This is a genomic window from Bacillus altitudinis (assembly GCF_001191605.1).
GTDB lineage: Bacteria > Bacillota > Bacilli > Bacillales > Bacillaceae > Bacillus > Bacillus altitudinis.
In genome coordinates, this window is record NZ_CP009108.1 from 680,120 (window position 1) to 696,263 (window position 16,144).

15 protein-coding genes are annotated in these 16,144 nt (G+C 42.1%); 3 read left to right on the top strand and 12 right to left on the bottom strand.

What is annotated here, in order from left to right; all coding sequences use genetic code 11:
• Positions 1 to 29 precede the first annotated feature (29 nt).
• From ID12_RS03450 to ID12_RS03475, 6 genes are all read right to left on the bottom strand, one after another.
• Positions 30 to 1,106 carry a chitobiase/beta-hexosaminidase C-terminal domain-containing protein gene (locus tag ID12_RS03450; protein WP_035389870.1) on the bottom strand — a complete coding sequence of 359 codons (1,077 nt, stop codon included), beginning with the start codon at positions 1,104 to 1,106 and terminating at the stop codon, positions 30 to 32.
• Between the two features lie 154 nt (positions 1,107 to 1,260).
• On the bottom strand, positions 1,261 to 1,515 hold the full coding sequence (locus ID12_RS03455; protein WP_008359596.1) for a hypothetical protein: 255 nt from the start codon (positions 1,513 to 1,515) through the stop codon (positions 1,261 to 1,263).
• A gap of 187 nt (positions 1,516 to 1,702) precedes the next feature.
• Positions 1,703 to 3,160, bottom strand: a complete 1,458-nt coding sequence (locus ID12_RS03460) for a sucrose-6-phosphate hydrolase (protein ID WP_050826724.1) — start codon at positions 3,158 to 3,160, stop codon at positions 1,703 to 1,705.
• 19 nt (positions 3,161 to 3,179) lie between these two features.
• Positions 3,180 to 4,568: a sucrose-specific PTS transporter subunit IIBC gene (locus tag ID12_RS03465; RefSeq protein ID WP_050826725.1), complete on the bottom strand. Its 1,389-nt coding sequence runs from the start codon at positions 4,566 to 4,568 to the stop codon at positions 3,180 to 3,182.
• A 255-nt stretch (positions 4,569 to 4,823) separates the two neighbouring features.
• Positions 4,824 to 5,657 carry a PRD domain-containing protein gene (locus tag ID12_RS03470; RefSeq protein ID WP_050826726.1) on the bottom strand — a complete coding sequence of 278 codons (834 nt, stop codon included), beginning with the start codon at positions 5,655 to 5,657 and terminating at the stop codon, positions 4,824 to 4,826.
• 51 nt (positions 5,658 to 5,708) lie between these two features.
• A complete protein-coding gene (locus ID12_RS03475) occupies positions 5,709 to 5,987 on the bottom strand; it encodes a hypothetical protein (protein ID WP_024719488.1) in 279 nt (92 codons plus the stop codon).
• A 501-nt stretch (positions 5,988 to 6,488) separates the two neighbouring features.
• Here ID12_RS03475 and ID12_RS03480 point away from each other — a divergent pair.
• Together ID12_RS03480 and ID12_RS03485 are read left to right on the top strand one after the other, a co-directional pair.
• Complete coding sequence (locus ID12_RS03480) at positions 6,489 to 8,912, top strand: S8 family peptidase (protein ID WP_050826727.1); 2,424 nt, start codon at positions 6,489 to 6,491, stop codon at positions 8,910 to 8,912.
• An 81-nt stretch (positions 8,913 to 8,993) separates the two neighbouring features.
• A complete protein-coding gene (locus ID12_RS03485) occupies positions 8,994 to 9,221 on the top strand; it encodes a hypothetical protein (RefSeq protein WP_050826728.1) in 228 nt (75 codons plus the stop codon).
• Between the two features lie 11 nt (positions 9,222 to 9,232).
• Here ID12_RS03485 and ID12_RS03490 read toward each other — a convergent pair whose 3' ends face one another.
• From ID12_RS03490 to ID12_RS03500, 3 genes are all read right to left on the bottom strand, one after another.
• Positions 9,233 to 10,237 (bottom strand): LLM class flavin-dependent oxidoreductase, encoded by a 1,005-nt coding sequence (locus tag ID12_RS03490; RefSeq protein ID WP_050827645.1) that lies wholly within the window; start codon positions 10,235 to 10,237, stop codon positions 9,233 to 9,235.
• Between the two features lie 54 nt (positions 10,238 to 10,291).
• Positions 10,292 to 11,041: an oxygen-insensitive NADPH nitroreductase gene (gene nfsA, locus ID12_RS03495; RefSeq protein ID WP_008345486.1), complete on the bottom strand. Its 750-nt coding sequence runs from the start codon at positions 11,039 to 11,041 to the stop codon at positions 10,292 to 10,294.
• 110 nt (positions 11,042 to 11,151) lie between these two features.
• Positions 11,152 to 12,363 (bottom strand): FtsW/RodA/SpoVE family cell cycle protein, encoded by a 1,212-nt coding sequence (locus tag ID12_RS03500; RefSeq protein ID WP_008345489.1) that lies wholly within the window; start codon positions 12,361 to 12,363, stop codon positions 11,152 to 11,154.
• A 475-nt stretch (positions 12,364 to 12,838) separates the two neighbouring features.
• On the opposite strand from ID12_RS03500, the gene ID12_RS03505 reads away from it, so the two are divergent.
• Complete coding sequence (locus ID12_RS03505) at positions 12,839 to 13,102, top strand: spore morphogenesis/germination protein YwcE (RefSeq protein WP_008345491.1); 264 nt, start codon at positions 12,839 to 12,841, stop codon at positions 13,100 to 13,102.
• 77 nt (positions 13,103 to 13,179) lie between these two features.
• Here ID12_RS03505 and qoxD read toward each other — a convergent pair whose 3' ends face one another.
• The 3 genes from qoxD to qoxB are packed head-to-tail and all read right to left on the bottom strand — an operon-like array spanning position 13,180 to position 16,137.
• On the bottom strand, positions 13,180 to 13,560 hold the full coding sequence (qoxD, locus tag ID12_RS03510; RefSeq protein WP_007497818.1) for a cytochrome aa3 quinol oxidase subunit IV: 381 nt from the start codon (positions 13,558 to 13,560) through the stop codon (positions 13,180 to 13,182).
• A gap of 1 nt (position 13,561) precedes the next feature.
• Positions 13,562 to 14,179 carry a cytochrome aa3 quinol oxidase subunit III gene (qoxC, locus tag ID12_RS03515; RefSeq protein ID WP_007497820.1) on the bottom strand — a complete coding sequence of 206 codons (618 nt, stop codon included), beginning with the start codon at positions 14,177 to 14,179 and terminating at the stop codon, positions 13,562 to 13,564.
• Complete coding sequence (gene qoxB / locus ID12_RS03520) at positions 14,179 to 16,137, bottom strand: cytochrome aa3 quinol oxidase subunit I (RefSeq protein WP_008345496.1); 1,959 nt, start codon at positions 16,135 to 16,137, stop codon at positions 14,179 to 14,181. Before qoxB ends, qoxC begins: the two co-directional genes overlap by 1 nt.
• Positions 16,138 to 16,144: the final 7 nt, after the last annotated feature.

Below are 16,144 nucleotides of genomic sequence, written 5' to 3' on the forward strand. Positions count from 1 at the left end.
CGCCGCTTGGATGAATCGGTTTTTTTTGTTTATCGTAAGCTGAGTCTCTGTGCAAATAACCAATCTGTTAAGCCTGGCGTCTCATAAGCAGGTGTCCATGATGCATGATCATACCCATACTTGCTTGCATACTCGGTATAAATCGGTCTTCCACCAGCTTTTTGAATCGCTTGAATTGTATTTCTCGCATAACTGATAGGAATAATGGAATCATCCTCTGCATGAAATGCCCATATTGGCTTGTTCGCTAAAATTCCTGCCTTGCTTGGATCTGCACCCCCCGCAATAGGAATCATCGCTGCAAACAAACGAGGATATGTGATGTTCAACTGATACGAGCCAAATCCGCCTTGAGATAAACCAGTCGCATAAATCCTTTTCTGATCAATCTTATAAGAAGTTAAAACATGCTGAAGCACTTCATGCGCTTTGTGTAAATCTGGTGAAAATTGAAACACATTTGTCAGGTCGATTTCATTTTGCGCGTTTCTTGTTAAAGCAAAACCCCCATCCACAGCATTTCGAGCCTGAGGTGCTAGTACGTATGCAGGATGTTTCTTTTGAACTTCAGGAGAAGCCCATAAAACTGCACCATCATTTGCAAGTAGCTGCTTTTGATTATCAGTCCCCCGCTCCCCTCCTCCATGTAAGAACAAGACGAGAGGATAAGCTTTACCCCTCTTATGATTTTTCGGAATGTATAATCGATAAGGCATTCCTTGATATTCAAAAGATAAAAAAGATGAGGCAATGTCTTCTCGTGTGACAAAACGATAATTGTACGTAGACGTAGCAAGGCGATGCCTATTTTTGTAAACGCTTACTTTTAAAGTCGTATCGGTATCAATTTGAATAGGCTTTGTATATCGCTGACTTTGAGTTGTCGGCTGGCTGCCATCTGTTGTGTAATAAAGAGAAGCTTTTGGCACCTGAGATTGGAGAGCCACCTCTTGTGAGCGATAATATTGACCAGATGGTACGGAGGCAGTAGGTGTAAAAAATGATGTGTGTTGCGTTCGTGCAGATGAAACGGAAGGATGAAGAAAACTCATAGAAAATAGCACAATGATAAAGGTGATCAGACATTTCTTGGTTGCATGGTTCATATCGTTCCTCCTGTATATGCTCAGATGAATTTTTATTTATTTTGTATCATGACAAAAGGAATGTCAACGCTTTCATTTAAATTTCTGAATGATCTGACTAAAATAAAAAAAGCATACCCGCTCCCAGGTACACTCTTTCACCATACTTTTTTACCTACTTTTGCTGATCGGATTCTTTCGCCATTTTTCGAATAAAGGCTTCAATGGATTCAACAAATAAGGCATATTCTTTCATTTGTTTATACGTATCTGACAGCTTCTCTTTTAATTCTTCCTGCTCTAGAGAAGGTTCACCGAGAATAGATTGGACTTGAATCAGCAATTCTTTATATTCTTCACGTTTATCTTCAACATGATCTGCCATTGTCTCCAAGCGTTTTCTAGTCGTCGGCTGCTGTTTTGAATTCAAGTAAACAACCCCTTTTTGTCCTACCGCATTTGGATAAACGTCAGCCTCAGCTGTATATATTTTAAAATGATACCATAATTGAACCTGTTATCATATATGTAAAACGTCATCAAACCGCTTCAGGCCAACCTTGTATATACATGATATAGGCTTTAAGATACAGGCTGATCTCACTAGAAAAAGCAGATCAATGATCTGCTTCTTTTTGCAAATGCCACGTCTTCAATTTAAGCTTCGTTTCATTTCTACCACTGATGGAGATTGATTTATTTCCCGGGGAAGGAAAGTAACGTGCAGTAAATACTTCCCGGCCTCCGTTGACAAAAATCTCAATCGATGATGCATCAATAAAGATATGCAAATCCTGTAATTCCTCAATTTCTACTTCACGAACTTCCTTTGTTCGATCTTCAAATCGATCTCGCTCTAACGTTAGTTTGCCTTCATCTTTATCATAAATGATACGAGCAGCAGCACGGATACAGCATTCAAATCCTTTTTGTGTTTCAATTTGATCAATGAATACCTCTGCGCTCGTCAAATCTTCAACAGGAATGGAGTGAACAGATCGTTTAACGTGAAAAACATGCTCCTGCTCATTTGTCCGCATAGATCGAAGTTCACTTACCGGCTGTTGAATAAGACGTCCTTCATCATCTAAACGGAGCTCTCTCGGAATCGTCAAGCAATGTATCCATTGATAAGAGATGGTTGGATGATGCTCTTCCCCTTGATCTGGTACACCCATCCATCCCATTAAAATGCGTCTGCCCGATTCATCTTGGAAAGTCTGCTGTGCATAAAAGTCAAAGCCACGATCCAGCTCATCAAACGCTCCATGCGTATATTGGTAGGTACGATCATCCAATGTACCAACAAAATAACCAGATTGATGTGTATTGTTGTATTTGAATCCATCAGGCTTCAGCCCCTGTGGTGACACGATCAATACATCCTGACCGTCTAATTCAAACAGATCTGGACATTCCCACATGTATCCGAAATGATCTAAACCATTCTTTCCACTGCCTGCAATAATGTCTTGAAACGTCCAATTGTCTAATGTATCAGATGTGAATAAGACAAGATGTCCTTTGAGATCTTCACTTTGTGCTCCAAGGACCATGTACCACTTTCCATTCCGCTTCCACACCTTCGGGTCACGAAAATGTGCAGTGAATCCCGCTGGCAAAGTCGCCACGACACCTTTTTTCTCAAAATGAACCCCATCCTCTGACACAGCTAAACATTGATATGTCTCACGATTCCCTTGCTCGTCACGGACATTTCCGGTATACATCACATACATACGACCATCGTCAATGACTGCACTGCCAGAATAACAGCCATTTTGATCAAACCAATCACTTGGGGTGAGGGCAGCCTCTTCATGCTGCCAATTCACTAGATCGGTTGATGTGTAGTGACCCCAGAATTTTGCCCCATGTCCTGTTTTAAATGGCTGCCATTGATAAAACACATGGTAGACTCCCTTCCACTGAATCAATCCATTCGGGTCATTTAAAAGACCGACTGGCGGCATTAAATGGAAGTTCTGACGGTACACATCTTTTTTCACCAAATGCTCATAGTTTCGAATACGATCTGTTACCTTTTGACGAAGTGCTGCGTCCATTGTTGTCATCACTGTGACCACTCCTTGATTATTTTTCGACTTCTTTGACTTTAAAGATGATGGTAAGAATAAATGAAACAGCAACAGCTATTAACATACCAATAACATAATTTACCACATTTTGTAAACCGAATGGAGCTGCAATGGCAATCATCGGAATCCCTGTTAAACCATAAGCGTTGGCGGCTACCTTCGTGAAGACGACAAACGCCCCGCCTAATGCACCTCCGATCATTGCAGCAATAAATGGCTTACGATAACGAAGATTCACACCGAATATGACCGGCTCAGTAATACCTAAGAAAGCAGAAAATGCTGCTGGTAATGCAATTTCTTTTGTTTTTGCACGCTTTGCTAAGAAAAAGACCGCTAGCCCAGCTCCGCCTTGAGCGACGTTGGACATGGCCCAGATCGGCAGCAAATAATTCCGTCCAATATCATTCAGAAGTCCTGCCTCAATCGCATGGAAGCTATGATGAACACCTGTCAGTACAATTAAAGAATAAGCGCCTCCGAAAATCAGTCCAGCTAAGAATCCTGCATGGTCATAAACATAAGTGAGTGCATTCGAGATCCCTGTTCCAAGCATTCTCCCTAGCGGTCCTACAGCAATAAACGTCACAAATCCAGTCACAATCACCGTCACAAACGGCGTCACAAGTAAATCAATACTGTTCGGCACAACTTTTCTTAAATTCTTTTCAATCACGCACATGATATACACAGTTAATAACACGGGAATGACCGTTCCTTGGTAACCAAGAAGAGCAATATCAAAGTTGAATAGATGCATATATTCTGGTTTTGCGTCTGTCAGTCCCCATGGATTCAGCAAGCTCGGGTGAATCATAATGCCCCCAATGACAGCTCCTAAATATGGATTTCCACCAAACTCTTTGGCTGCACTAACCCCAATTAAAATCGGTAAAATGATAAAGGCAGCACTTGAGAACATATCTAGCATTTGGAAGATGGCAGAGCTTGGATCAGTCCATTTGAAGGCTTTCATCATACCTAATAGGCCCATTAATAAACCGCTTGCTACAATCGCCGGAATGATTGGTACAAAAATATTCGATAGCGTCTTGGCAAAACGTGCAAGTGGATTCATTTTTTGCTTCACGGCTTCATCATGGCTGGCTGGTTTTTGATTCTCGTCGTCTGCCTCAAGACCCGTCTCACGAGCAAAAGGCTCATATACTTTGTTGACAGAACCTGTTCCAAATATGATCTGGAATTGACCCGAGCTTGAGAAGGCACCCTTCACACCCTCAAGTTCTTCAATGGCATCTTTGTCAATCAACGCCTCATCTTTCATCACCAATCGGAGTCGTGTGGCACAATGTGTTGCGCTAATGACATTTTCTTTGCCGCCTAATAATGTTGTTAATTCTTTGGCTGTTTTTTGATAATCCATGTTGTCTCCCCCTTTTTTTAAAACAAAAAAGACCTAAAATTCACCAACGATGAAAGGACATACACGTCCCCTCGTTACGCAAATTTTAGGTCTTGCCTGCCTGACAGTCACAATCCCACGATATTGGTTTTTGATTACGCTTTCATCATATTATAAGAGCGTGACCTGCGTCAACCTATTTTTTCGAATCAAATGACCCATATACACTAATTAAAGTAGTGTGCATAAAAAAAAGCCTGCGGACAGGCACAACCTTTACACCAATTCGGCATCCTGCAGACGCTGGACATGCAGCGTGATGTAGCCGATCTCCGATTTAGGGAGATGAAGTCCATATTCTTTTTTCAGCAAATCAGCCAGTCCAAGTGCACACCGGTAAGCCGAATCATACTTTGTTTGGATAAAAGTCAGCATGTCATCGTCCATGATTTGAAATGCTTCATTCGATTCCAACCTGCCTAATGCATACCTCAAATGTGTCACAAGCCGCTGATATGAAATACTATCCTCATCAATCGAGCGCTCAAAAACGCTTTCGACATGCTCGATCATTTCTTTGATCATCGTTGTGTATTTGACCGTCTTCTTCATGGACTCCGTATTCATTTTGGCCGTATGAATATGAAGTGCCACATACCCTGCCTCATCGTCCGGCAGGTCAACCCCAAGCCGCTCCTTTACATAACGAATGGCATACTTTCCAATATCATATTCCTGCTTATATAAGACTTTGATCTCACCAAGCAATTTATTATATAAGACAATGCCTTTTTGAACGCGTTCAATGGCAAAGGATAAATGATCTGTCAGTGAAATGTGGATATGATCACTGAGCGGCATCATGAGTTCACCCTCTGCATAACTAATAATATGCTCTGCCACCTCAATATGCGCTTCTGGCAATGTCGCAAGAATTTGTTTAAACTTCTCATTTTCTTCACGCACAACAAAAATCTTCTCTATTTTTTGAACGGGAACGACGTCATTTTTCCCCTTCTGAAAAGCAATTCCGGGCCCCATCACAATTTTCTCCTGATCATCCTCCTTTACAACCACTGCATTGTTATTCAATATTTTATATATCTTCAAGGGGCATCCTCTCCCACAGATAACGTGTCTTATGTGGGATTTTACCCTGTTTCAACTTTTCTGTAAAGATAAGAACGGACCGGCACGCGCCTCTCTCGTTGTCTTTTCATAAAGCATCATCAGACTTTCTTGAAACGGCTTTTCTGTCCTGCGCTTCTTCTTCTTTTCATCTGCCAGTTTCTCTAGCTTTCTCTCATTCACCGCAAGAAAGAATCCTCCATCCACTGCTGCCACTTTCACCCCTTGCTTCTTCAGCAGCTCACCAGGATTCACAAGCACATTCATCACAAAACCAAACCATACACTCAACCAGTTCTTCCATTTCTTCACTGAACATCCCTCCGCTTTCCTTAGAATCTAGCAGTTCTAGCAAATTAACTGTTCCTATCATATCCCGAGAAAAAAGAGAGGTTTGTCACAATCTGGGTGAAAAAACGAACTAGTTTTCAGAAGTTTTGTTGAAAAGTGCAGAAGATGAGCATGTTCCACAATGTTTCTATGAAAATTTTATACACACACTATCCCAAAGATAAGCACATCTTATCAACAGGGTTTATCCACATATCAACACCCTCTTACTAGATTTTGTGTATGAGATTTTTTTATTTTCCATATATATATCTGAATAATCGAGTTATCAACAGATTATTGTGCATAAGTGTGACTTTATAAACAAAATAGTTCTTTGTGACTATGTAAAATAAGACCATTTTAGTAAAGGAATTGGTTTCATCGTATGGAATACTTAATAACGGGCAGTGAATCTTTCCTATTTATCCACAAAAAGAAAGGCTATCTCCCTAAATACACAGCTAGAAAGGGGAAAATTAATTGAAAAAAGTAATCTCTCGTTCTTCTGTTCTATTGTTCTCCACTATTTTTACCTTATCCACATTCTTTTCAGGTCAGGCTGCTGCCGCTCCATCGAACAAACAGGTGGAACTGGAAAAAGCAGAAATCTTCGGCGAAATCAATGTTAAGTCTAGAAAACACACCACTGTCATTGTTGAATTAAAGGAAAAATCCTTAGTTGAAGCCAAGCAAGAAGGCGAAGCACAAACAAAAGCCTCCCTCAAAAAATCTCGAACGAAAGTAAAGAATGCAGCACTCAAAAAGTTAGATAAAGCGAGTGTTCGTCAAGAATATGAAAAAGTCTTCTCTGGTTTCTCTATGAAACTTCCTGCAAACGAAATCCCGAAACTGCTCGCAGTTGACGGAGTAAAAGCCGTTTATCCGGATGTTACATATCAAACAGATGAAGTGAAAAAGAAAAGCGTCCAGCTTCCTAATGAGGATGTCTCTCCACTCATGGATAAAAGTGCTCCATTTATCGGTGCCCCAAAAGCATGGGATGCCGGCTACTCTGGAAAAGGGGTAAAAGTCGCTGTCATTGATACTGGAGTAGACTATACCCACCCTGATTTAAAAGGAAACTTCGGATTATACAAAGGCTATGACTTTGTTGATAATGACTATTCTCCACAAGAAACACCAAAAGGAGATCCTAGAGGCGAATCGACAGATCATGGTACACACGTCGCAGGAACAATTGCGGCAAATGGACAAATTAAAGGTGTCGCTAAAGACGCTACCCTTCTCGCCTACCGTGTCCTTGGACCAGGCGGATCAGGAACAACTGAAAATGTCCTTGCAGGCATCGACCGGGCTGTCACTGACGGAGCCGATGTCATGAACCTTTCTCTTGGGAACAGTGTGAATAACCCTGATTATGCAACAAGCATCGCACTGGATTGGGCCATGTCTGAAGGGGTTGTTGCTGTGACATCAAACGGAAACAGTGGGCCAAACAGCTGGACCGTTGGATCTCCTGGGACATCAAGAGATGCTATTTCTGTCGGAGCCACTCAGCTTCCGTACAGTTTATACAACGTGAAATTCCCGAACTATTCAACAGCAAAAGTGATGGGCTACTATCAAGAAAATGATTTAAAAGCACTTGACCAAAAACAAGTCACACTCGTCCAAGCAGGCATCGGTGACGAAAAAGATTTTGAAAACATCGATGTCAAAGGAAAGGTGGCAGTGATTGAACGTGGAGCCATTGCCTTTGTTGATAAAGTGGACAATGCGAAAGCTGCTGGTGCGATCGGCGTTGTCATGTACAACAATACCGATGGAGAAATCCCTGTGGATGTACCAGGTCTAGCACTTCCGACGATTAAGCTGTCAAAAGCGGAAGGAACAGCACTTGTTAAAGCCATTGAGGCTGGTAACAATACAACAACTTTCTCGATTCAATTTGTGAAAGAGTTAAGTGAACAAGTCGCTGACTTCTCATCTCGCGGACCTGTTGTCGATACGTGGATGATCAAACCAGATCTTTCAGCACCTGGCGTGAGTATTGTCAGCACCATTCCGACACACGATCCTTCTCAGCCATACGGCTATGGATCGAAGCAAGGAACAAGCATGGCATCTCCTCATGTAGCCGGAGTAGCAGCGATTATTAAACAAGCAAAACCATCGTATTCTACAGAGCAAATTAAAGCGCTGATGATGAATACAGCAGAAACATTGTATGACCCAAATGGCAGCCAGTTCCCTCACAATACGCAGGGCACAGGCAGCGTTCGAATCATCGAATCACTTCAAGCGTCTTCTATTGTGTCTGATGCAAGCTATTCGTACGGCACTTTCTTAAAAGAAAAGGGCGTTCAAATCAAAACGAAGAAGTTCAAGGTAGAAAACCTGTCAAAAGCACCGAAAACCTATACCATTGATTACAAGTTCGATGGCAACGGCATTAGCACAAACGGCACGAAAAAAATCACAGTAAAAGGGAATTCCACAGGGTCCTTTACTTCCGCAGTACAAGTGAATTATGGAAAAACGAAAAAAGGAACGTACCAAGGCAGTATCACCATTCGCGAAAATGGCAGAAAGGTCACTGAAATCCCTACTTTATTGATTGTAAAAGAGCCTGATTACCCGCGCGTCACTTCGGTTTCCGTAGAGCCGGATAACCGTGCTGGAAGCTATGTCATTAGCAGCTATCTCCCAGGCGGTGCTGAAAATCTTGCATTCCTCGTCTACTCGACAGATGGAGAGTATTTAGGTGAAGCAGGAGTTTATCAACATGTTGATAAAGGAGAGCATCGTGTGAAATGGAATGGCACGATCAATAAAGGACAGAAGTTAGAAGCAGGTGAGTATACAATGCTTGCGTATGCAAGCCTGAAAGGCAAATCAGATACGGTTCAAACGAAAGAACCATTCGATATTTATCCTGAATAAATAAGAATCACATAAAAAGCCTTGTATGAGCCCATCAGCTCAACAAGGCTTTTCTATCATGTATGGAGGAAAGAGAAATTCATGTTGATATTGCTATGGATCGTTTCTTTTATGACGGCTTTTTTTCTCACGATCACCTTGGTTTATTTTTTTACCTTTTTACATGCAAAACAGCCTCGTCCTTTTCATCAAGCATGTGAACTGACTGTCTATACCACCTGCATTTATCCGCTTAGCTTGGCGGTGACAGCTGCCTTTATTCTCACCATGATGCTCCTCTATCCCTTTTATTGGCTGCGCGGTCGGTAAAGTTACATACGTTATGCATCAAAAGCTTCTTTTAATAAACGATACGATGTGAGACGGTCTTGCATGTGGTGTGTGATGGTCACAGCGATCACTTCATCTGTACGATACGCCTTTGAGAGTGCTGTCAGCTGCTGCTTCACAGAGGATGGCGTACCAACAACCATTCTCTGTCGATTGGCTGCTACTCGTTTTTGTTCATATGGACTGTAGGAATAGGCCTTTGCCTGTTCAAATGAAGGAAAGCCGCCAAGGTTCTGTCCTTGTTCGTTAGCTAATAATGATAAATCTAAGCTAACAGCCAATTTTTCTGCCTGTTCCTCTGTTTCTGCACATAAAACGAAGACCGCAAGACTGACACGCGGCTCATCACCAAATTCCGAAGGTTCAAATCGGCTGATATACTGTGACACAGAGTCTTCTCCGCCTTCTCCATTAATGAAAAGAGCAAACGTATAGCCTGCACCTGCTTTTGCGGCAAGCCGTGCACTTCCTCCAGAAGAACCTAACATCCATACCTCTGGGGCAGTTTCTACTTTCGGAGAAGCGGTCAGGTGAGGCAGCGGATAAAATTCATCGGCTAAATCATGTAAATACACCTTCAATTCTTCTACCTGCTCAGGGTATTGATCACCAAGGCGCTTCCGTTCTCCATGATGAAGGGCAATGGAGGAGATCGGCATACCTCCAGGAGCACGTCCAATGCCAAGATCGATTCTGCCCGGAGCCAGGGCTTCGAGCACTCTGAAGTTCTCTGCTACTTTATAGGCACTGTAGTGGGGCAGCATGACGCCGCCTGAACCAATATGGATATGTGACGTCACAGCAGATAAATGACCGAGAAGCACCTCTGGACTCGATCCTGCGAGCCGGTTTGAAAAGTGGTGCTCTGATACCCAAAAACGATGATAGCCCCATTTCTCTGCCTGCTTCGCCAGCTCGACGGTTTGCTTCAGTGCCTCAGCAGGCGTCGCATCTCCAATCAAAGGAGATTGATCCAGTATACTTAATTTCATGATGTCGCACCTCCTACACAAATCCCCCTCTCTCACTCGAAAGGGGGATTTCCTAATTTATTTTCGATTAAAGCCCTTCTCTTTCACAAAATCTCCGAGGAAAGCACGTTTTGGCTGGCTAAAGCCTCGAAGCATTTGCTCAGACCATGTATCTTTTCTCTCACCGTTTGTTCGTTCTTCATAATATGATGAAATACGATCATCGTATTCTTTTAAATAACGATCCACATGAGCTTCGTCTTGCTGATATGTGTTTTCATGGTAGATCAGCTCAACGGGCAGCCGTTCCTTTTGAGATGATGGATTGGCAGGATGTCCTATGGCCAAGCCGAATAGCGGCAGCACATAGGAAGGCGTTTCAAGTAATTCTGATACTTCCTTCAGCTGATTACGCAGTCCGCCGATATAGCAGATGCCAAGTCCCATAGATTCTGCTGCGACACTGACATTTTGCGCTGCGAGCGCCGCATCAATCACACTGATCAGAAAGGCTTCAGTATTCTCAAGCGCTTCTTGATGGTTTTTTCCTGCTTTTTTTGCAATATAGTCGTGACGTTTCAAGTCCGCACAGAAAACAAAGAAATGCCCATTCTTCTCAACGTATGGCTGATTTCCAGCCAGTTCCGCAAGCTTCGCCTTCTTCTCCTGATCTGTTACACCAATGATACTATACGCCTGTACATAGCTTGATGTCGAAGCAGCCTGTGCACTTTTGATAAGTGTCAGCACTTCTTCGTCTGTCAGACGCTCATCTGTAAACGAACGGATGGACCGATGATTTAAGATGGTTTCTATCGTTTTATTCAATTCGAAGACCTCCTTCACTCCTACTATCATAAGTCAAATGAACATCGCTTTTCAAAAGTTAGAACTCACGCCAAAAAGGCAGCCTACGCTTAGACTGCCCTTTACCCGTTTTATTTAAATAAATAACTTTGATATTTCGTTAACTGAACACTTGCATTATAGGCGATACCAAATCCAATCAGAACAGATAAAACAGAGCTTCCCCCGAAGCTGATGAATAAGAGTGGTATCCCCGTTACAGGCATGACGCCTATGTTCATGCCAATGTTCTGGAATGTATGGATGACAATCAATGCTGTATATCCTACACAGAAAAATGACGCAAACCGGCTATAAGGATGGATACGGTCAATCAGCACAACAAGCCTGTAAATCAGGAAGAAGAACATGATCACCACAAATGCGCAGCCGACAAAACCAAAGGCTTCCCCTATGATAGAGAAAATCATATCTGTCTGTGCTTCTGGAACATATACTTTTAAGTTCTTAACACCGTTCCCAAAAATTTGTCCTGCCCCAATTGCCATAATGGCTTGCTCGACTTGATATTTATCCGATCCCGATGCATCCTGTGTCTGGGCTTGGTTGGCTGTCGAAGAACTATCAGGCAGCCAAGCGGTAATCCGGTTGATCTGATACTGCTGAATTCCGATCTTTTGTGCGAAATCAGGGAATAGAATAATCACGGCTAACACAGCGGCAACTAAGAGCACAACCACTGAACCGATGAGAGAGATCAATTTCCAGTTGACCCCTGATAAAAAGACCATGACAACGACAATAAACATACATACCGCAGCCGTACCTGCATCTTGCAAAAAGATGAGTCCGACTGGTACAGCAGCCACGCCGGCAATTTTTAATAGTAGGAAAATATCATCTTCTAATGTTCGTTTTCCTCTTGGGGTTGCCTTCCCAATGACAGAGGCGAGCATCATAATCAAACCAATTTTCATGAACTCTGAAGGCTGAAATGTTCCAATTCCCGGTAACACAAACCAACTTTTTGCACCATTTTTAATTGGAGCAAAATCATGACCTGCAATTTGTGCAGGAGCAATTTTTAAAAGAATTAAGAGCATAATGCCGCCTATAAAAATATATAGGCTTAACTTTTCTAATTGTTCCAGATCGAAGTAATTAATAGCCACAATACAGATGACCCCGACCATGTAGTAAATGATCTGTCTGGTCCATGCATTAGATCCATATTGCCCAAACTGTCCCGCAGCATAAATAGCGATGACACTGATGGCAAAGAAGGCTAAAAATATAAAAATCAAATCTCCTTGATAGTAAGGAGATGTATTCTGCTTGTTCATGAACTAACCACCCTTATTACAAAACATAAAAGCCCTTATTTATATTAGATTGAAATTTTCACAAAAGCAACTCACCTTAAATATGACGGAAGTGACACCTGAAAGGTTCCATTCTAATTTCAAAAAATGAAATACTTTTCATCCTAACAATAGGAAAAAATTCCTTTCCACTCTATCATGACAACCGATCATAAGTCCTTTAAAAAGATTATTTTACAGATTTTAAGGGGAAAATTCAATGACTTATGTGGCGATATGAAAGGTGCACATCTTGCCAGCATAAGCTTAACTGAGGTATAAGAAAAAAACAATTTCTGCGGAATAAGGCCCATTTTCCAATTATTGAGTTTACTTCAAAGTCAATTGTGGTATAATATTTGTAACAAAATGTTCACAATATCTCCTAAAAACAGACACAATTGCATCCTGACCTCTCATTTGAATTGAACATCAACTTACAAAGGAGTTGGATACGATGGATATGTTCTTTGCGTACCTATGTATTGCAACAGCTACACCCCTGTTTTTATGGTTGGAAAACAGAAAGATTGCATTAGCATCTATTCCACCCATCATGATTATGTGGATTTTCTTCGGTCTTTACATGACAAGCAGTTTATCTCCAGCAGGACATACCTTCATGATCGCATTCTTTGCCATTAACGTGATTCTGGCTCACATTGCAGCTTTCCTCATCTATGGACTTCCATTCATTCGCAAAAGATTCAGCAGCAGATAGATATCGCATCATCAATTGGAAGCGTTATCACAATCAGCATAAAAACCACTCACCTATGAAAGATGAGTGGTTTTTTATTATTTCTCTGAATGCTCAGACTGCTTTGGCGCAGATGGTGAATAACCGTCTTTGCTGTTCTCTCCGTGGCTGTAGTGAGCCGCAAAGATCCAAACAGACCCGATGACGAAAATGATCGCACAGAACAGACCAAACAAAGTATTTCCGACTTGAACAGTTCCGTTCTCACTCTCTGTCATGTGCATGAACATGAACAGCTGCAAGAATGCTTGAATGAAGGCAAAACCAAAGATAATCCATAGTTTCGCAGAACTGCCAATTTCAGCTCCGATGGCAATCCAGAATGCTAAGATGGTTAGCACAATGGAGAGAATGAAGCCGACTACGTGTTTCCAAGGGAAGTGTTCGTGCTCTGCTGAGGAATGTGTTTTTCCAGCCATATCACAAAAGCCCCCCTAATCCGATCAAGTACACAGCTGTGAAGATGAAAATCCATACAACATCAAGGAAATGCCAGTATAGACTTGAGATAAAGATCTTCGCTGCTGTTTGTGGTGTTAATCCACGTTTTTTAATTTGGAACAAGACACCTGTAATCCAGAAGATACCGATGGATACGTGTAATCCGTGAGTTCCTAAAAGAACAAAGAATGCAGACCAGTATGCACTTGTATGGATGCTCGCACCCTCATGTACATAATGGAAGAATTCGAAAATCTCAAAACCAACGAAGCCTGCACCTAGAAGCAGTGTCAGAATCGTCCAAATGACAACCCCTTTTGTACTTCCACGGCGCATTTCATGAACGGCAATCCCGCATGTAAATGAACTCACCAATAGCAGGAATGTCATGATCAATACAAGCTTCATATCAAATAGCTCAGCTGGCAAAACGCCGCCAGCTGTTCTGCCATGAAGAACAAAGTAGGTCGCAAAAAGTGTTGAGAATAACACGATTTCCGCGCCAAGGAATATCCAGAAACCAAGGATGTTTAAACGTCCTGTTTCAGACTGATATTCAAGCGGTGCATTTGCATAGCTGCTATCATTATGTCCCATTACTTCTGCGCCTCCTTATTCTTTTTCTCTGTTTCAATCACTTCTTCAACAGGAATATAGTAGCCATCGTCATATTCAAATGAACGTAAAATCATTGTTGCGAATACACCGATTAAGCCGATAACGCCAATCCAGTACCATTCAAATACAAGACCGAATGCACCAAGTCCGAAGAATGCAGACATGATCAGCGGTCTGCCTGAATTGTGCGGCATGTGAATTTTCTTGAATTCTTTTTCAGGATGAACGTCTACATTGTTTTGCTTCCAATGATGGAATGCATCTGGTGACGTCACTTCTGGAAGTGCTGCAAAGTTATAATGCGGCGGAATTGCAGAAGATGTCGCCCAGTCAAGCGTACGTCCTTCTCCCCAGCTGTCTCCAGACACTTCACGTTTCGCGTGTCTCCAGCTGTAGTAAATGTTATAGCAAAGGATGATGAATCCGATACCCATCATGAATGCACCAATTGTTGAAATAAAGTTTAGTGCAGTCCAGCCATCTTCTGGTCCATACGTATAAATACGTCTTGGCATTCCTTGCAGTCCTAAGAAGTACTGCGGGAAGAAACAGATGTTAAATCCGATCATGAATACCCAGAAGAACCATTTGCCGATTCGTTCGTTTAACTTGTAACCAAACATTTTCGGATACCAGAAAACAAGACCTGCAAAACAAGCAAATACAGTACCTGCGATTAATACATAGTGGAAGTGGGATACTAAGAAGTACGTGTTATGGTACTGGTAATCCGCAGCTGCCATCGCAAGCATAACCCCAGTCACACCACCGATTACGAAGTTCGGGATGAAACCAAGTGCCCAAAGCATTGGGGATGTAAAACTGATACGGCCTCGATACATTGTAAAGAGCCAGTTAAAGATTTTCACACCTGTTGGTACAGAAATCGCCATTGTTGTAATCGAGAAGAATGAGTTAACCGCTGCACTGTTCCCCATTGTAAAGAAGTGGTGAACCCACACAAGGAAACTAAGAACAGAGATTGCCACAATCGATACAACCATCGCTTTGTAACCAAACAACTGCTTTCTTGAGAACGTCGCAAAGATTTCTGAGAAAATACCGAAAGCCGGCAGGATAACGATATATACCTCAGGATGTCCCCAAATCCAGAAAAGGTTCGCCCAAAGCATTGGCATACCGCCCGCTTCGAGTGTAAAGAATGCTGAACCGAATAAACGATCGAATGTCATAAGTGCTAAAGCAACTGTTAAAACAGGGAATGCGAAAACGATAATGACAGACGTGATCAATGTTGTCCATGTAAACATCGGCATACGCATAAGCGTCATACCTTTTGTACGCATTTTTAAGATGGTCACCATGAAGTTAATACCTGTCATTAGTGTACCAATACCTGCAATTTGGAGCCCGAGCAAGTAGTAGTTCTGTCCAGGTCCTGGTGAGAAATCATTTCCGGCGAGCGGCATGTAACTCGTCCAGCCTGCACTTGGTGATCCTCCAATAACGAAGGAAATGTTGAACAGCATTGCTCCGACCATAAATGTCCAGAAGCTCAAGTTGTTCAAATACGGGAATGCAACGTCACGTGCACCAATTTGAAGAGGAACCACGACGTTGATTAAACCAATTAAGAATGGCATCGCCATGAATAAAATCATGATCGTACCATGCGTTGTGAAAATTTCATTATAGTGGTTTGAATCTAAAAACGTATTATTAGGAAGCGCCAGCTGCGCGCGCATCATCAGTCCGTCTACCCCACCGCGGAAGAACATAATCACAGCAGCAAGGATATACATGATTCCAAGCTTTTTATGATCAACTGATGTCAGCCATTCTTTCCAGAGCCATTTCCACTTTTTGAAGTAGGTTAAAACAAACACAATGGCAATGGAAGTAAGAGCGATAGAAATTTGCGCACCAAGAATTAATGGGTCTCCAGTTACAAAAAACTCATCCCATTTTAAATGCATAACGGCC